Raw genomic sequence first — 17,943 nt, forward strand, 5'->3', positions numbered from 1 at the left:
AGACGGACGGTTTCATGTCAGCGCTCCAGGGTGTCGAATTGAATGCGCGGATCGACCCACACATAGCAGAGATCGGAAATCAGCTTGGTCGCAAGGCCGATCAGCGTGAACAGGTACAGCGTGCCGAGCACGACCGGATAGTCGCGCCGCACGACCGATTCGTACGACAGCAGCCCGAGGCCGTCGAGCGAGAACAGCGTCTCGATCAGCAGGCTGCCCGTGAAGAACGCGCCGATGAACGCGGCCGGGAAACCGACGATCAGCGGCAGCATCGCGTTGCGGAACACGTGCTTCCACAGCACGCTGCGCTCGGAGAGCCCTTTCGCGCGCGCGGTCAGCACGTATTGCCGGCGGATCTGGTCGAGGAACGCATTCTTCGTGAGCATCGTGACGACCGCGAAGCTGCCGACGACCGACGCCGTGATCGGCAGCGCGATGTGCCACAGGTAGTCGAGCACCTTGCCGACGAGCGACAGCTGGGCGAAGTTGTCCGACGTGAGCCCGCGCAGCGGGAAAAGCTGCCAGAACGAGCCGCCGCCGAACAGCACGAGCAGCAGCACGCCGAGCACGAAGCCCGGAATCGCATAACCGACGAGCACGACGAGGCTCGTCGCGACGTCGAACGGCGAACCGTTGCGCACGGCCTTCGCGATGCCCAGCGGCACCGAGATCAGGTACGTGAGGAAGAACGTCCACAGCCCGATGCTGATCGACACGGGCAGCTTCTGCACGACCAGCGACCACACGCTCTGGTGGCGGAAGTAACTTTCGCCGAGATCGAAGCGCGCGAAGCGCTTCAGCATCAGCCAGTAGCGTTCGAGCGGCGGTTTGTCGAAACCGTACAGCGCCTTCAGCTGCGCGAGCTGCTGTGCGTCGACGCCGGTGTGCGCGCGCATCCCGAACGGCACCGCACCCTGCTCCGTCGCGCCCTTGCGCAATTCCTGCACGGCCTGTTCGACGGGGCCGCCCGGTACGAACTGGATCACCGCGAACGTGAGCGTCAGCACGCCGATGAGCGTCGGGATCATCAGCAGCAGGCGTTTGAGGATGTAGCTCCACATGGGCGTCGACTCGCGATCGGTAGGCAGGGTTGGACGTAGGGGCGGCGTGGCTCAGTGATCGGGCTTCGCCCACCAGGTCGACACGACCCAGCCCTCGGCCGAATAGTACAGCGGCAGCGTCTGCGGGTAGCCGAGCGTGCGCTTGTACGCGATCCGGTGCGTCGTGCTGTACCACTGCGGGACCGCGTAGTAGCCATGCATCAGCACGCGGTCGAGCGCGTGTGTCGCATCGAGCAATTCGTCGCGCGACTGCGCGGTGCCGAGTGCGTGCAGCAGCGCATCGACGGCCGGTGACTTCAGCCCGATGAAGTTGTCGGAGCCCGGCTCGTCGGCGAACTTGCTGGCGTAACGCGAGTATTGCTCGGCCCCCGGCACCTGCACGCCCGGCAGGCGGATCGTCGTCATGTCGTAGTCGAACGCGTCGAGGCGCTTTTGCAGCAGCGCGAAATCGGCCGTTCGAAAGCGTGCATCGATGCCGAGCTTCGCCAGATTGCGCTGATAGGCCGTCACGACACCTTCCATCGCGGCGCCCGAATCGTCGAGGATCTCGAACGTGAACGGCTCGCCTTTCGCATTGCGCAGCGCGCCGTCGCGATAGGTCCAGCCGGCCTGCGCGAGCAGCGTGCGCGCCTTCAGCAGGTTCGCGCGCAGCGAGCCCGGCGGATTCGTGTCCGGCTGAGTGACCATCGGCCCGAACACGGCCGGGTCGAGCTGCGCGCGCAGCGGCTCCAGCAACTTCAGCTCGCCGGGGCCGGGCGTGCCGGTCGCCTGCAGGTCGGTGTCGGCGAAGTAGCTGTCCAGACGCGTGTAGGCGCTGTAGAACAGCTGGCGGTTCAGCCATTCGAAGTCGAACGCAAGGTCGAGCGCCTGGCGCACGCGCACGTCGCGAAACAGCGGCCGGCGCAGGTTCATGAAGAAGCCCTGCATGCCGGCGCCGTTGTGCTGGCGGAATTCGCGCTTGACGAGCTCGCCGCTGTCGAAACGCTTGCCGACGTCGCGGCGCGTCCAGTTGCGCGCGATGTACTCGACGAGCACATCGTATTCGCCCGCCTTGAACGCTTCGAGCCGCGCAACGCCATCGCCGTACAGCTTGTAGACGATCCGTTCGAAGTTGTTGGTACCCACCCGCACCGGCAGGTCGGCACCCCAGTACGCCGGGTTGCGCCGGTAAGTGATCGTCCGGCCGTTGTCGTAGCGCTCGATCAGGTACGGGCCGCTGCCGATCGGCTGCTCGAACGCGAGCTGGTCGAACGGGATGCGCGAGCCGTCCGCGCGCAATCCCCACTTGCGCGAAAACACCGGCACGCCGCCGGCGATCAGCGGCAGTTCACGATTCGCGCTGCGGAACTCGAAACGCACGGTGGCAGGATCAACCACCACGGCCTTCGTGATTTCCGCGAAATACGCGCCGAACTGCGGCGCGGCCAGCTTGCTCTTCAGTGTGTCGAACGAGAACTTGACGTCGTCGGCCGTGACCGGGTCGCCATTGGAAAAGCGCGCGCGCGGATTCAGGTGGAACGTGACCGAACGGCGATCCGGTGCGATGTCGATGTCGTCGGCGAGCAGCCCGTACGCCGACGCCGGCTCGTCCGAGCTGCCGGTCGCGAGGCTCTCGAACAGCATGTCGATGCCCGGCGCGGGATTGCCGCGCATCGTAAACGGGTTGAACTTGTCGAACGAGGTCAGCCGGTTGGGGTTCGCGAGCACGAGCGTGCCGCCCTTCGGCGCGTCGGGGTTGACGTAGTCGAAATGCCTGAAGCCCGGCGGATACTTCGGCTCGCCGTACTGCGCAATGGCGTAGGCCGCGTGCGCGGCGGTCGCGGCCAGCGCCGCCTGCAACACGAATACCGCGGCCGTGCGGCCGGCAACCCGTACGGCACGGCGGACACGCCCGGCTGCCCGGGGCGAACCCTTCGTCATAGAGGCCCTGTCGGTCGAATGAGGGTAGTAACGAGGGACGATTCTACCCATTCAATCCGTCGGGCCAAAAGAAAACCGCCATGCAGGCGGTTTCTTCATCGGCGGACGTTGCGCGCACATCACGCGTGCGCCCTGTCGATCAACGCCAGCCGTTGTGGCGACCGTTGTCCCAATGGCCGTGACCGCGATCCCAGCCGGGGCGGCCGCCGTGACGGCGGTACCACTCGTCGCGGCCCCAGTAGCGACGGCCGTCCCAGTAGCGGTCGCCATGCCAGCCGATCACGATAGTCGGCGCCGGTGCGTAGACGGGTGCCGGCGCATAGACCGGCGCAGGCTGATAGACGACCGGCGGCGGAGGCGGCGGCGCATACACAGGTGCGGGCGCGACGTAGACCGGTGCCGGAACGCCGAGATTGATCCCGACATTGACTCCCGCCATTGCTGCGCCCGACACGAGCAAGGCCGTCATACCGGTCAAGAGCGAGGCAATACGCAAGGTCTTCATGGATTCCTCTTTGGGGGTTGTTCGATGTGTGATTCGACTATAACGGCAAGCGTTGCCCCCGCATATTTCAAGTTTGTAAGAACTGATGCGCGGCATCGCAACGGCAAGCTTGCGCTAACGTCTTGTAACAATCGACGGCCCGACGGAGGCGTCCAGGCGCCCTTCCGCCTTCGCCGGTCGGCGTTCGCACCGGCCATGCGCGCGCGCCGAATCACACAGTCGACGCCCCCCCGAGACCGCCCTGGCGGGCCGCGGCGCCCTTCTCGCGGACGAAAAAAAAGCGGCACCTTCGTGCCGCTTCTCCGGTCGACTCATCGCGCCGCGATGCCGCTCAGCGCGACATCATGTTCATGCTGACGTTGTGCATCACCCACAGCGTGCCGACGATCAGGATCGCCGCGGTCAGCACCGTGTAGCTGAACGCCATCACGTTCCAGCGCTGGCCCGACGAGCCGTTCATGTGCAGGAAGTACACGAGGTGCACGACGATCTGCACGAACGCGAGCACGGCAAGCGCGATCAGCGACGCGTGCGGCGACAGCACGCCGCCCATCACGAGGCCGAACGACGCGGCCGTGAGCAGCACCGACAGGATGAAACCGGCGACATAACCGCCGACACTGCCGTGCCCTTCTTCGAGTTGAGACGAATGCGAATGGGCCATTTAGATCACGCTCGCGAGATAGACAAAGGAAAACACGCAGATCCACACGATGTCGAGGAAGTGCCAGAAGAGGCTCAGGCACGTCAGGCGTCGCAGGTCGCGATCGGTCAGGTCGCCGCCGCGAAACACGATCTGCCCGGCGAGCACGATCATCCACAGCAGCCCGGCAGTCACGTGCAGCCCGTGCGTGCCGACCAGCGTGAAGAACGCCGACAGGAACGCGCTACGCTGCGGGCCCGCGCCTTCCGCGATCAGGTGCGAGAACTCGCGCAGCTCCATCACGAGAAACGCCGCGCCGAGCACGAACGTCACCGCGAGCCACGCGAGCAGCGCGCCACGCCGCTGCTTGTACGCGGCGAGCATCGCGAAACCGTACGTGATGCTCGACAGCAGCAGCGCGGCGGTTTCCACCGCGACGCCCGGAATGTCGAACAGGTCTTTCGCGGTCGGCCCGCCCGCATACTGCTGGCCGAGCACCGCGAACGTCGCGAACAGCGCGGCAAAGATCACGCAGTCGGTCATCAGGTACAGCCAGAACCCGAACACCGAATGCGACGGCGGATGGTCGTCGTGCTCGAGCAGGGTCGCGCTCAAGGTTTTCTGCAACATCAGTTGGCCTCCAGTTCCACGTCGTCGACGCGCGCGGCCACGCGCTGCGTCGGCTGCTTGTCTTCGGTCTTGCGCACCGTCGACGCAGGGATGTAATAACCGTCGTTATCGCGCGAGCTGTAGATCACGAGCGTCGCGACGATCCCGACGAGCCCGCCGATCGCCATCCACCAGATGTGCCACACCAGCGCGAAGCCGAGCACCAGGCTGAAGATCGCCACCACGAGGCCCGCGCAGGTATTCGACGGCATGTGGATGTCGCGGAACGACGCCGGGTTCGGCCGGCCTTCGCCGCGCGCCTTCATGTCGGCGTACGCGTCGAGCGTGCGCACCTGCGGGATCACCGCGAAGTTGTAGTCGGCTGGCGGCGACGAAGTCGCCCACTCCAGCGTGCGGCCGCCCCACGGATCGCCCGTCGTGTCGCGGTATGCCGGCAGGTTGCGGTTGCGGATGCTGACCACCAGCTGCAGCAACTGGCACGCAATGCCGACCGCGATCAGCACGGCGCCGAATGCGGCGACCAGCAGCCACGGATGCCAGGCCGGGTTGTCGTAGTGGTTGAGCCGGCGCGTCATGCCCATGAAGCCGAGCACGTAGAGCGGCACGAACGCAACGTAGAAGCCGACCTGCCAGAACCAGAACGCAGCCTTGCCGAGCTTCTCGTTCAGCTTGAAGCCGAACGCCTTCGGGAACCAGTAGTTGAAGCCCGCGAGATAACCGAACAGCACGCCGCCGATGATCACGTTGTGGAAGTGCGCGATCAGGAACAGGCTGTTGTGCAGCACGAAGTCCGCACCCGGAATCGCCATCATCACGCCGGTCATGCCGCCGATCGTGAACGTGACCATGAAGCCGATCGTCCACAGTACGGGCGTCGTGAATTCGATCCGGCCGCGATACATCGTGAACAGCCAGTTGAACACCTTCACGCCGGTCGGAATCGCGATGATCATCGTCATGATGCCGAAGAACGCGTTCACGTTCGCACCCGAGCCCATCGTGAAGAAGTGGTGCAGCCACACGAGGAACGACAGCACCATGATCGCGCAGGTCGCGTACACCATCGTCTTGTAGCCGAACAGCGGCTTCTTCGCGAACGTCGCGATGACTTCCGAGAAGATCCCGAACGCCGGCAGGATCAGGATGTACACCTCCGGATGGCCCCACGCCCAGATCAGGTTCAGGTACAGCATCGCGTTGCCGCCGGCTTCGTTCGTGAAGAAGTGCATGCCGAGGTAACGGTCGAGGCCGAGCAGCGCGAGCGTCGCGGTCAGGATCGGGAACGACGCCATGATCAGCACGTTCGTGCAGAGCGCGGTCCACGTGAACACCGGCATCTTCATCAGCGTCATGCCCGGCGCGCGCATCTTGATGATCGTCACGAAGAAGTTCACGCCGGTCAGCAGCGTGCCGACGCCCGATATCTGCAGCGCCCACAGGTAGTAGTCGACCCCTACCCCCGGACTGAACTGCAGCTCCGACAGCGGCGGATACGCGAGCCAGCCCGTCTGCGCGAATTCGCCGATCACGAGCGACACGTTGATCAGGATCGCACTGACGGCCGTCATCCAGAAGGAGAGCGAGTTGATGAACGGGAATGCGACGTCGCGCGCGCCGATCTGCAGCGGCACGACCAGGTTCATCAGGCCGACCATGAACACCATCGCCATGAAGAAGATCATGATCACGCCGTGTGCCGTGAAGACCTGGTCATAGTGGTGCGGCGGCAGGTAGCCGGGCCCGTTGTACGAGAGCGCGAGCTGCATGCGCATCATGATCGCGTCGGCGAAGCCGCGCAGCAGCATGATCAGCGCGACGATGATGTACATCACGCCGAGTCTCTTGTGGTCGACCGTGGTCAGCCATTCCGTCCACAGCCATTTCCACCGGCCGGTGATCGTCAGCGCGGCGAGAATGCCCAGCACGACCAGCCCCATGAAGGCGCCTGCCCCCATGATGATGGGCTGATCGAACGGGATCGCCGAGAGTGTGAGTTTGCCGAACATGCGTTACCCCTTCGTGCCGCAGGCGGCGTCCTTCAGGTCGAGGACGTGGCCATCGTTGTATTTCGCGATGATGTTGTGGAAGAGCCGCGGATCGACCGACGAGAAGTAGCGCACCAGCGCCTTCTCGCTCGGCTGGGCGACCGTACCGTACACGGTCGCGTCGAGACGGTCGGGCGAGGCCTTCACCTTCTGCACCCATGCATCGAACTGTTCGCGCGGCTCGGCGAGCGTGCGGAACTTCATGTCGGAGAAGCCGCGGCCGCTGAAGTTGGCGGACGTGCCCGCGTAGTTGCCGGGCTCGTCGGCGATCAGGTGCAGGCGCGTCTGCATGCCGGCCATCGCATAGACCTGGCCGCCGAGCTGCGGGATGAAGAACGAGTTCATCACCGAATCCGACGTGATGCGGAAGTTCACCGGCGTGCCGACCGGAATCGCGAGCTGGTTCACCGACGCGATGCCGAGTTCCGGATAGATGAACAGCCACTTCCAGTCGAGCGCGACGACCTCGACGTCGATCGGCTTCACCGACGACTCGAGCGGCTTGTACGGGTCGAGCTCGTGCGTGGTCTTCCACGTGAGCACGCCGAGGAACAGGATGATCAGCGTCGGCACCGTCCAGATCACGACCTCGATCGCGGTCGAGTGCGACCAGTTCGGCGCGTAGGTGGCGCTGCGGTTCGATGCGCGGTAACGCCACGCGAACCACAGCGTGAGCAGGATCACCGGCACGACGACGACCAGCATCGCCCAGGTGGACGTCGCGATCAGCGCCTTTTCGGCTGCACCCACGCTTCCTTTCGGATTTAGTACATCTAAATTACATCCTGACAGGCTCAGGGCCGCGCCGATCGACATCAGCGCCACCCCGCCTTTTGAAGCTCTTCTTTTCATCACACCGCCCGAGGGTCATTGAATCCGTTTGCGTATGCCCGATGCGCATTCGATCCACGAAAGTGGCCGAATCATACGTCGCGCGAGTGCGATGAAGAACCAGCTAATGCGGAAAATCATCATTGCAGAATCTGTTGTGAGACACATTGTCGCGGGGCAATTTCACGCAGCCGCAAGCGGGCCCGGCGCTACCTGCGCCGGACCGAGATCGATGTGTACGCAACGGCTGTACCGCCGTGCGATGAGCCCCGCTCGCGCGACGTGCCGCGATCAGCCGCGCGTCGATGCCATGTACGCCGGCTGCGGCTGCGCAGGGCTGTCCCCTGCCGGCAGCTTCGAATGGCTCGCGTCTTGGATCAGCCTTCCGACAGTCGGATCGATCGCGTCGGTGAACGGCTTCGGATCGATGCCGACCGCCAGCACGACCAGTGCGAGCGACGCGAACATCACGATCTCGCGACGGTTCAGGTCGGCGAGCTTCGCGATCCGCTGGCTCGCGACCTTGCCGAACACGACGCGCTTGAGCATCCACAGCGTGTACGACGCGCTGAGGATCAGCGTCAGAGCCGCGATCGCACCGATCCAGAAGTTGAAGCGGATCGCGCCCATGATGACCATGAACTCGCCGACGAAGCCCGACGTGCCCGGCAAGCCGACGTTGGCCATCGCGAACAGCACCGTGAAGGTCGCGAAACGCGGCATCACGCCCGCGACGCCGCCGTACGCGGCAATCTCGCGCTGCTTCGTGCGGTCGACGAGCACGTTCACGCACAACAGCATCGCGCCCGCGACGAAGCCGTACGACACGAGCTGCACGATCGCGCCTTCGACGCCGATCCGGTTGAACAGGAACAGCCCGAGCGTGACGATCCCCATGTGCGCGACCGTCGAATACGCGAGCAGCTTGCCGAGATCGGTCTGGGCGAGCGCGATCAGGCTCGCATAGACGATCGCGAACAGCGACAGCGCGATCACGGCCGGCGCGAAGAAGTGGCTCGCGTCGGGTGTCACCGGCAGCGCGAAGCGCAGGAACCCGTAGCCGCCGAGCTTGAGCATCGCGAGCATCAGCGCGGCGCCGGTCGGGCCGTCGGTATAGACGTCGCTCAGCCACGTGTGGACCGGCCACATCGGCACCTTGACCGCGAACGCGGCGAAGAAGCCGAGGAACACCAGCAACTGCGGCGCGAAGCCGAGCTGCAGCGTGCGCCACACGGCCATGTCGAACGTGTGCGACTGCGCGTACAGGTACAGCATCGCCATCAGCAGCAACAGCGAGCCGGCGAACGAGATGAAGAAGAACTTCACGGCCGCGTACACGCGGCGCTCGCGTCCCCATGTGCCGATCAGCAGGTAAAGCGGGATCAGCGTCGCCTCGAAGAAGATGAAGAACAGCAGGCCGTCCTGTGCGACGAACACGCCGACCATCAGCCCCGACAGGATCAGGAACGATGCGTAGTACTGCGCGACGCGCACCGTGACCGACTCCCACGACGCCACGACCACCACGAGCGTCGTGAACGCGGTCAGCACGACGAGCCACAGCGACGCGCCGTCGATGCCGACCCGCCATCCGGAATTGAATGCCGCCAGCCAGTTGCGGCTCTCGACGAACTGCATCGCGGCCGAGTGCGCATCGAAACCGGCGACCAGCGGAACGACGGCCGCAAACCCCACCAGCGCGCCGAAGAGCGCGATCAGCCTCGTTCGACGTGGATGATGGTCGGAACCGGCACGCAGCAGGCACGCGCCGAACAGGATCGGAGCCCAGATGGCCAGGCTCAGGAAGGGAAAATCATGCATGTCAACAGGGCCTTGATGAAGTCGCGCACTGCATCGGGGACAGGCGAGACGAAAGGAACGAAATCAAATCGACAGAAAGATTTCGTGAATCGCCAATGTTGGCAAAATGTAAAGCGGCATCACGGGAAAGCTTGATGCCGCTCAAACGCGATCGGGTTAACCAGCATAAGGCGATTGATTATTTTCTGCAGCGCAGCAGAGCATTGATTTCCACAACACACTTTATCTTTATGATTTTTATAAGTAATTTTTTGTATTGCTTGATCAGGAAGAGCGCAGAAATCGACGCAGCGCCGCATTTTTGATATCCGCCTGCCATTTCGGAGGGTCGGAACGAGCCGATTGGCACCGGACAAGACGGGGAAAACGCAGCCCTGATTTCTTACAAGACGCCTTTCATTTTTATTTCACATCGTCTTGCTCGACGCGGATCGAGCGAAGGGTCGCGCCGCCCCCTCTCCACACTCTCGCGGCCATGCACGACATCCCGCAACGCAGGCGGGTCACGCGCTACGGAGAACGGATCGATCACGAGCAGCAATGCCGCCCTGCTTCATCGCGACGAGAGACGCGATGATTGCGTGGACTCGTGCAGGATCTGCGGGCGCTCGCAATACACGCATATGCCGCCGAGCGCAACACGCGTGGTCGTCGACGAAACGATGAATCGATGAGAGAAGACATCCGGAACAGAACGCTGGCTCGCCAGGAGCATCACCTCGAGTCGCGCCGGACGATACGCGCCCTATCGCGCACGATCACCGCTCGACTCGAGCACTCATTGGACATTGAGCACCACGCCCACATCGGCCGGCGGACGAGATCCAGCCGCATCGCGCGTCGGGCGCCCGACGGACCGGAAAAGAAAAAGCCCCGCAAGTCCGAGAACTTGCGGGGCTTTGTCACCGCTTTTGGCGGAGACGGAGGGATTCGAACCCTCGATCCAGGTTTTGGCCCAGATGCTCCCTTAGCAGGGGAGTGCCTTCGACCTCTCGGCCACGTCTCCCAAACTTTCGCTCGCACCAGGGAGGCAGTGCGACGAGAACGAAATAATATAGGGTTTCGAACCGCTCGTCAATTTCCGTGATGCATTTTCTTCAATGCATCACGAAAAATTCACGATGCCTGGTCCAGTTCGAATGCCTTGTGCAGCGCGCGGACGGCCAGCTCCATGTATTTCTCGTCGATCAGCACCGAAATCTTGATTTCGGACGTCGAGATCATCTGGATGTTGATGCCCTCTTCCGACAGCGTGCGGAACATCTTGCTCGCGACGCCCACGTGCGAACGCATGCCGACGCCGACCACCGACACCTTCGACACCTTCGGATCGCCCTGCACCTGCTCGGCGTTCACGTGGCCCTTCACCTGGTTGGTGAGGATGTCCATCGCCTTCTGGTAGTCGCCACGGCCGACCGTGAACGTGAAGTCGGTCTTGCCCTGGACGCTCTGGTTCTGGATGATCATGTCGACGTCGACGTTCGCATCCGCGACCGGGCCGAGGATCTGATACGCGATGCCCGGCTTGTCGGGCACGCCCATCACCGCAATGCGTGCTTCGTCGCGCTGGAACGCGATGCCGGAAATGACTGCCTTTTCCATGGTCTCGTCTTCTTCAAAAGTAATCAGGGTGCCCGAGCGCATTTCTTCGTCGAGCGCAATCAGCGGATCGGTCAGGCTCGACAGCACACGCGTCTTCACCTGGTATTTGCCGGCGAATTCGACCGAGCGGATCTGCAGGACCTTCGAGCCGAGGCTGGCCATTTCCAGCATTTCCTCGAACGTCACGCGATCGAGGCGTCGCGCCTCTTCGACGACGCGCGGGTCGGTCGTGTAGACGCCGTCGACGTCCGTGTAAATCAGGCACTCTTCGGCACCCAGTGCAGCCGCGACCGCCACCGCCGACGTATCCGAGCCGCCACGGCCCAGCGTCGTGATGTGGCCGTCCGGATCGACGCCCTGGAAGCCCGTGATGATCACGACCTTGCCTGCATTCAGGTCGGCCTTCACGCGCTCGTCATCGATCGAGTGAATGCGCGCTTTCGTGAACGCGCTGTCCGTCTTGATCGGCACTTGCCAACCCGCGTAACTCACGGCCTCGACGCCGATTTCCTGCAGCGCGATCGACAGCAGGCCGACGCTGACCTGCTCGCCGGTCGACGCGATCATGTCGAGCTCGCGCGGGCTCGGCTGGCTCGAAATCTCTTTCGCAAGACCGAGCAGACGGTTGGTTTCGCCGGACATCGCCGAAGGCACGACCACCATCTGGTGCCCGGCCTGATGCCATTTTGCGACGCGTTTCGCGACGTTCTTGATGCGCTCGACCGAGCCCATCGAAGTGCCGCCGTATTTGTGTACGATGAGTGCCATTGTCGTTCTGAACTGGAGGAGAAACCGCACGGGCGCGCTGGGCAGGCCGCGTAGCCGTTCGGTCACGCGGCTTGTGGCTGTGGACGGACGACGAGGGGGACGGCTGGGACGCAACACGCAAGCGTGACGGATTTTGCCCGGAAGGCCGATCAGGCCGCGCAAACCGGGTACGTCACGCGGAAAACCTGCACAAATCGCTCAAAAATCGAGCCGAGCAAACGACCGAGCGTACCCGATAGAGGCCCGCTTGACAAGCCGCTCGCCGCGTCCGGAGCCGTTCCGGCGCTGTTTACCAAATGGTGAAAATGCGCGCGCCATCGCGCCGCCGGAAGCCTGCCCGCCGTTACGCGATCAGCAGGTCGGGACGCCATTCGATCCGGCGCCAGGCGCCGTCGCCGGCCGCCTCGCTGCCGGACGCGCCGACATCGCGATTGACGCCGAGCCGCGGCACGTAGATCAGCCGCTCGCCCACGAACAAGAGCGGCACGTCGCGCTGCCAGGCCGGCACGCCGCGCTCCTGGAACAGGTTCTTCAGCGTGCGGCCCGACCCGCCCGGCGACGTGCGCATCCGCTCGCCGCCCGCTCGGGCGCGCGCCACGAGCCGCGCGCCGCGCAGCAGCGCCTCCGGCACCGCATCGGGGCTTGCCGCGTCGGCCGGCGCGAACACGAACGTGCCGCGCCACCCCGGCAGGTGCCAGACCTCCTGCCCGTCCCACGCGAGCGATGCGTCCGGATGGGGCGTGCCGGTGCCGTCGTCGGCCGGCTCGCTGCTGTCGCCCGCTTCCCAGTAGACGACATCGCGATAAAGCCGCAAGCATTGCCCCGCGTGATCGACGCGCAATGCATGGGCATCGTGTGCGGCACGCAACTGCCGCATCATGTTGGCGAGCCGGGCGGCCGACGCGCCCGGCAAACCGAGCCGGCGCATCCAGAAGCGCAGCAGGTTCGCGCCACGCGTATCGTCGAACGCAACCAGTGCATCGCGTGACAGCGCCTGCCCGTCATCGCGCGCGGCAACGGCGAAGTCGAGTTCAGCCAGATCGTCGAGCAACCGCTGGGCGGCCGCCGCATGCTGGGCCGCGCGGCCCAGCGCGTCGCGAAAGCCCGGAAAATGCACGGCCAGCGCCGGCAGCACGTCGATGCGCAGCGCATTGCGCGCGTAACGCGTGTCGTTGTTCGATTCGTCGTCGATCCATTCGAGCGCGCGCTGCGCCGCATAACGCTCGAGTTGCGCGCGCAGCAATCGCAGCAGCGGGCGCACGCGCTCGACGCTCACGCCGTCGGGGCGGTAACGCGGCGCCATCGCGGCAAGCCCCGCGATCCCCGCGCCGCGCAACAACTGCAGCAACACGGTCTCGGCCTGGTCGTCCGCATGCTGCGCGAGCCACAGCGCGGCCGCGCCGTGGCGTTCGCACATCTCGTCGAGCGCCGCATAGCGCCGCTCGCGCGCCGTCGCCTCGACACCGAGGCCGCTGTCGCGCGGCACGTCGACGCACATCGATTCGAACGCGACGCCGAGCCCGGCCGCGCTCGCCTCGGCATGCGCAACCCAGGCGTCGGCGTTCGCACTCAGCCCGTGATGCACGTGCAGCGCGACGCAGCGCGACGCGCCCGCGACGCGCACTGCCGCATCGAGCAACACCGTCGAGTCGAGGCCGCCGCTGTACGCGATCGCGATGCGCGCATCGGGCGGCATGCCGGAAAGCGCAACGCCGACCGCGTCGAGGACGACGCGGTCGGCGGAGAATTCGGTCGGTGGGATCACGAGAGGAACGCGCGCGCAGCGGCGCGCGTATTGAACACGCGGGCGGTCATGCGCCCGGCGTGGTTTCCTTGAACTTGCCGTAGGCCATCAGGCGCTCGAAGCGGCGCTCGCGCAGCGCATCGATGCTCATGCCCTGGAACTGGCGCAGCGAATCGGCGAGCGCGCGGCGCAGCAGCGCAGCCATGCCCTTCGGATCGCGATGCGCGCCGCCGAGCGGTTCGTTGATGATCTTGTCGATCAGGCCGAGCGCCTTCAGGCGGTGCGCGGTCAGGCCGAGCGCTTCCGCGGCTTCCGGCGCCTTCGCTGCGCTCTTCCACAGGATCGACGCGCAGCCTTCCGGCGAGATCACCGAGTAGGTCGAGAACTGCAGCATCATCACGGTGTCGGCCACTGCGATCGCGAGCGCGCCGCCCGAACCGCCCTCGCCGATCACGGTCGTGATGATCGGCGTCTTCAGCTCGGCCATCACGTACAGGTTGCGGCCGATCGCCTCCGACTGGCCGCGCTCTTCCGCGCCGATGCCCGGGTACGCGCCCGGCGTGTCGACGAACGTGAAGATCGGCAGCCCGAACTTCTCGGCGAGACGCATCAGGCGCTCGGCCTTGCGATAGCCTTCCGGACGCGGCATCCCGAAGTTGCGCGCGGCGCGTTCCTTCGTGTCGCGGCCCTTCTGGTGACCGATCACCATGCACGGATGGCCGCCGAAGCGCGCGAGACCGCCGACGATCGACAGGTCGTCCGCGAATGCGCGGTCGCCGTGCAGCTCGTGAAAATCGGTAAACAGTTCCGCAACGTAATCGAGCGTGTACGGGCGCTGCGGATGCCGCGCGATCTGCGAAACCTGCCACGGCGACAGGTTCGCGTAGAGGTCTTTCGTCAGTTGCTGGCTTTTCTTCGACAGCCGCTCGATTTCTTCCGAAATGTCGACAGCCGAGTCGTCCTGCACGAATCGCAGCTCTTCGATCTTGGCCTCGAGTTCGGCGATCGGCTGTTCGAAATCCAGAAACGTGGTCTTCATGTGTTCGAATCCTTGGGTCTTGCGGCAGCGCGTATTCTACCCGCGCGGGCGACGCTCAAAACCGGCTCTCAACTATTGATGTTTAAAACCCGATAGCCGCCGCTCAGGCGTCGGCGTCGGGCGCATCGAGGCTGCGCCACATGTACCAGGTCGCGACGGTGCGCCACGGTTCCCAGTTGGCCGCGACTTCACGCGCCTCGCTGCGCGTGACGGGTTCCCCGCTGAAGTAATTGACGCTGATCGCGCGGATCAGGCCCGGGTCGTCGAGCGGCAGGACATCCGGCCGCGACAGGTTGAAGATCAGGAACATCTCGGCCGTCCAGCGACTGATGCCGCGGATCTGCGTGAGTTCCGCGATCACGTCCTCGTCGTCCATCGACGTCCATTTGTCGACGTGCAGCGCGCCCGACACGAAATGCTGCGCGAGATCGAGGATGTATTCCGTCTTGCGCTTCGACAATCCGCACGCGATCAGCTTGTCCGCGCCGAGCCGGATCACCGGTTGCGGCGCGAGTTTCGGACAGGCGTCCCCGATGCGCGCCCACAGCGACTGCGCCGACGGTACCGAAATCTGCTGGCCGACGACCGAGCGCGCAAGCGTGACGAACGGGTCGCCGCGCTTCACGAGATGCGCGGGACCGAACTTCGGAATCAGTTTCTTCATGATCCGGTCGCGCTTGACGAGGTCGGCGCATGCCTTGTCCCAGTAAGCAGGACGCACGACGACCTCCTCGCCGTCCGCTTCGGACGCACGGGCCTTGCGGGCCGCGTCGGCGGCCGGCTGCGCGGCGGCGGGCTGCGCATGACCGTTGAGCGCGCCGTTGGGCACGGCGCGCGTTGCGTCCGTCTTCACTGGCGGCACGCGCTTGGCTGCCGGACGCGCGGCGACCGGGGTCGCGCGCCTGACCGGCGCTTTTCTGGCCGTTGCCATCTTGCCTCCTACCTGACGGATCGGTCAGTGGAACGCACCGCGCTCATACGCGACGCCATTCGGTCGATCCGCCCGGTTTGTCTTCAAGTGCGATACCGGTCTCGAGCAGTTCCGCCCGGATCCGGTCCGCTTCGGCATAGTCCTTCGCTTGCTTCGCCGCGACGCGCGCGGCGATCTTCGCTTCGATCTCGTCGGCGGCGAGCCCGCCCGCCTGCGCGGCACCCGACGCCTGCTGCAGGAACGCGCGCGGTTCGCGGCCCAGCAGGCCGAGCAGCCCCGCCAGCTGTTTCAGTTGCCGCGCGAGCGATGCGTCGCGCGTGCGATTCACCTCGCCCGCCAGCTCGAACAACGTCGCCACCGCGACCGGCGTGTTGAAGTCGTCGTTCATCGCGGCCGCGAAACGCTGCGCGTGCGGCTCGCTCCAGTCGAGCGCGAGCGTGTCGGCATCGACGTCCTTCAGCGCGGTGTAGAGGCGCGTGAGCGACGCGCGCGCATCGTCGAGATGCACGTCGCTGTAATTGAGAGGCGAACGGTAGTGCGTGCGCACGATGAAGAAGCGCATGACTTCCGCGTCGTAGCGCTCGAGCACTTCGCGGATCGTGAAGAAGTTGCCGAGCGATTTCGACATCTTCTCGTTGTCGACCTGCACGAAGCCGTTGTGCATCCAGTAATTGACGAACGTCTGGCCGGTCGCGCCTTCGCTCTGCGCGATCTCGTTCTCGTGGTGCGGGAATTGCAGGTCCTGCCCGCCGCCATGGATGTCGAAATGTTCGCCGAGCAGCGTGCAGCCCATCGCCGAGCACTCGATGTGCCAGCCCGGGCGGCCCATCCCGTACTTCGACGCCCACGACGCGCCTTCCGGATCTTCCGGCTTCGCCCGCTTCCACAGCACGAAGTCGAGCGGGTCTTCCTTCGCGTCGTTCGCGGCGACGCGCTCGCCCGCGCGGAGATCGTCGAGCGACTTGCCCGACAGCTTTCCGTAGTTCGCGAACTTGCGCACCGAGTAGTTGACGTCGCCGTCGGTCGCCTGATACGCGTAACCGTTCGTCTCGAGCGTCTCGATCATGCCGAGCATCTGCGGAATGAACGCCGTCGCACGCGGCTCGATGTCGGGCCGCTGGATGCCGAGCGCGCTTTCGTCGTCGTGCATCGCGCCGATGAACCGGTCGGTCAGCGACTTGATCGTCTCGCCGTTCTCGACCGCGCGGCGGATGATCTTGTCGTCGATGTCGGTGATGTTGCGCACATACGTGACCCGGTAACCGATCGCACGCAACCAGCGCTGGACGAGGTCGAACACGACCAGCATGCGCGCGTGGCCCACGTGACAATAGTCGTATACGGTGATTCCGCATACGTACATCCGCACCTCGCCGGGCTGGCGCGGCACGAAAACTTGCTTGTCACGCGCGAGCGTGTTGTAGATGCGCAGTGATTCCATAGAGATGAACCGTGAGCCGAAGGAAACCGCCCTGGCGAAGCTCGCCCAGCGTGTGAAACGGACGGACCATCTGCTGCGGCACCGGGCCGAGCGTCCTCGTATCACACGGGGCGGTCAGGCTGCAAGCACAGCGGTGACGGCCACGAGAGGCTAAGAAAGACTGTCTGCCGCTCGCCGGAACGCGCAGACGTTTTGTTAGAATGGCTCGGAGTATAACATTCCGATTTACGCCTATGAAACCTCATCGCGGCCGCGCGCAGAGCGCTGCGACCCTCGTTGCGACCACCGTCATGGGCGTCGCGCTGACGCTTTTCGCGGCCCCGGCGGCGCATGCGCAGAAGGCCCCGGCCACCGCCGACGGCACGCCCGAAATCGACGCGTCGATCGCCGGCAAGCAGTGGAAGCAGGCGCTCGCGCAGCTCGACGCGCGCATCGCTTCGAACCCGCACGACCTGCAGGCACAGTTCAAGCGCGGCACCGTGCTGGCCCGCCTGAACCGCGACGACGACGCGATCCAGCAGTTCGTCGCGATCACGCAGGCGTACCCCGAACTGCCCGAGCCGTACAACAACCTTGCGGCGCTTTACGCGAAGCATGGCCGATACGACGAAGCGCGCACCGCGCTCGTCACGGCAACGCAAGCGAACCCGAGCTACTCGCTCGCATACGAAAACCTCGGCGATCTTTACCTGCGCCTCGCGGCCGAGTCGTACAAGCGCGCGCAATCGCTCGACCGCACGAGCGGCGCGACCGCGCAGCGCCTCGCCGATCTCCAGAAGATCGTGTCGCCGCCGAAGGCCGCGCCGAACGCCCGCGCGGCCTCACCGAGCACGCGCGACTACTCCGACCGCGCCGCCGCGAACGTGAGCACCACCACGCTGCCGATGTCGCCGACGTTCCAGTTCAGCGGTCCGTCGGGCGCACTGGCGGCGCCGTACGTCGCGCCGTCGCAATAAGCGGCG

The 17,943-nt window shown here is 65.0% G+C and carries 15 protein-coding genes and 2 tRNA genes; 3 read left to right on the forward strand and 14 right to left on the reverse strand.

Going from position 1 to position 17,943, the window contains the following annotated elements:
• Positions 1-17 precede the first annotated feature (17 nt).
• Both VK92_RS06960 and VK92_RS41525 read right to left on the reverse strand, forming a co-directional pair.
• Entirely contained in the window at positions 18-1,061 is a 1,044-nt protein-coding gene (locus VK92_RS06960; RefSeq protein WP_048020865.1) for a microcin C ABC transporter permease YejB, read from the reverse strand.
• 51 nt (positions 1,062-1,112) lie between these two features.
• Positions 1,113-1,796, reverse strand: coding sequence for an ABC transporter substrate-binding protein (locus tag VK92_RS41525; protein ID WP_148712287.1), 684 nt, complete (start codon positions 1,794-1,796; stop codon positions 1,113-1,115).
• 75 nt (positions 1,797-1,871) lie between these two features.
• Between VK92_RS41525 and VK92_RS41530 the strand changes: the two genes are divergently transcribed.
• Both VK92_RS41530 and VK92_RS41535 read left to right on the forward strand, forming a co-directional pair.
• Positions 1,872-1,998: transfer RNA gene (locus VK92_RS41530), tRNA-Arg, on the forward strand.
• Positions 1,999-2,316: 318 nt separating this feature from the next.
• Complete coding sequence (locus VK92_RS41535) at positions 2,317-2,805, forward strand: hypothetical protein (RefSeq protein WP_155629119.1); 489 nt, start codon at positions 2,317-2,319, stop codon at positions 2,803-2,805.
• A gap of 315 nt (positions 2,806-3,120) precedes the next feature.
• Here the strand turns inward: VK92_RS41535 and VK92_RS06970 are convergent, their stop codons facing one another.
• The 12 genes from VK92_RS06970 to cysS form a co-directional block, all read right to left on the reverse strand.
• The gene (locus VK92_RS06970; RefSeq protein ID WP_021162483.1) at positions 3,121-3,486 is read right to left on the reverse strand and encodes a hypothetical protein; all 366 of its coding nucleotides are present in this window, start codon (positions 3,484-3,486) and stop codon (positions 3,121-3,123) included.
• A gap of 331 nt (positions 3,487-3,817) precedes the next feature.
• A complete protein-coding gene (gene cyoD, locus VK92_RS06975) occupies positions 3,818-4,150 on the reverse strand; it encodes a cytochrome o ubiquinol oxidase subunit IV (protein WP_011352504.1) in 333 nt (110 codons plus the stop codon).
• Positions 4,151-4,759, reverse strand: coding sequence for a cytochrome o ubiquinol oxidase subunit III (gene cyoC, locus VK92_RS06980; RefSeq protein ID WP_021162482.1), 609 nt, complete (start codon positions 4,757-4,759; stop codon positions 4,151-4,153).
• Positions 4,759-6,765 (reverse strand): cytochrome o ubiquinol oxidase subunit I, encoded by a 2,007-nt coding sequence (cyoB, locus tag VK92_RS06985; protein ID WP_021162481.1) that lies wholly within the window; start codon positions 6,763-6,765, stop codon positions 4,759-4,761. The genes cyoC and cyoB overlap by 1 nt, the downstream gene beginning before the upstream one ends.
• Before the next feature lie 3 nt (positions 6,766-6,768).
• Positions 6,769-7,656, reverse strand: coding sequence for a ubiquinol oxidase subunit II (cyoA, locus tag VK92_RS06990; RefSeq protein ID WP_048020862.1), 888 nt, complete (start codon positions 7,654-7,656; stop codon positions 6,769-6,771).
• Between the two features lie 270 nt (positions 7,657-7,926).
• Positions 7,927-9,456 carry a complex I subunit 4 family protein gene (locus VK92_RS06995; protein ID WP_048020860.1) on the reverse strand — a complete coding sequence of 510 codons (1,530 nt, stop codon included), beginning with the start codon at positions 9,454-9,456 and terminating at the stop codon, positions 7,927-7,929.
• 912 nt (positions 9,457-10,368) lie between these two features.
• Positions 10,369-10,462 (reverse strand) — tRNA-Ser (locus VK92_RS07000).
• 110 nt (positions 10,463-10,572) lie between these two features.
• Positions 10,573-11,826, reverse strand: a complete 1,254-nt coding sequence (locus tag VK92_RS07005; RefSeq protein WP_027787050.1) for an aspartate kinase — start codon at positions 11,824-11,826, stop codon at positions 10,573-10,575.
• A gap of 343 nt (positions 11,827-12,169) precedes the next feature.
• Positions 12,170-13,591 (reverse strand): tRNA lysidine(34) synthetase TilS, encoded by a 1,422-nt coding sequence (gene tilS, locus VK92_RS07010; RefSeq protein WP_048020858.1) that lies wholly within the window; start codon positions 13,589-13,591, stop codon positions 12,170-12,172.
• Between the two features lie 46 nt (positions 13,592-13,637).
• Positions 13,638-14,609 carry an acetyl-CoA carboxylase carboxyltransferase subunit alpha gene (locus VK92_RS07015; protein WP_006478433.1) on the reverse strand — a complete coding sequence of 324 codons (972 nt, stop codon included), beginning with the start codon at positions 14,607-14,609 and terminating at the stop codon, positions 13,638-13,640.
• A gap of 103 nt (positions 14,610-14,712) precedes the next feature.
• The gene (locus VK92_RS07020; RefSeq protein WP_021162657.1) at positions 14,713-15,540 is read right to left on the reverse strand and encodes a DNA-3-methyladenine glycosylase family protein; all 828 of its coding nucleotides are present in this window, start codon (positions 15,538-15,540) and stop codon (positions 14,713-14,715) included.
• Positions 15,541-15,583: 43 nt separating this feature from the next.
• Complete coding sequence (gene cysS / locus VK92_RS07025) at positions 15,584-16,981, reverse strand: cysteine--tRNA ligase (protein WP_048020855.1); 1,398 nt, start codon at positions 16,979-16,981, stop codon at positions 15,584-15,586.
• 233 nt (positions 16,982-17,214) lie between these two features.
• Here cysS and VK92_RS07030 point away from each other — a divergent pair, with 233 nt between their 5' ends.
• On the forward strand, positions 17,215-17,937 hold the full coding sequence (locus VK92_RS07030; protein ID WP_048020853.1) for a tetratricopeptide repeat protein: 723 nt from the start codon (positions 17,215-17,217) through the stop codon (positions 17,935-17,937).
• The last annotated feature ends 6 nt before the right edge of the window (positions 17,938-17,943 follow it).

The sequence above is a fragment of the Burkholderia sp. LK4 genome (assembly GCF_001043615.1).
GTDB classification, from domain to species: domain Bacteria; phylum Pseudomonadota; class Gammaproteobacteria; order Burkholderiales; family Burkholderiaceae; genus Burkholderia; species Burkholderia cepacia.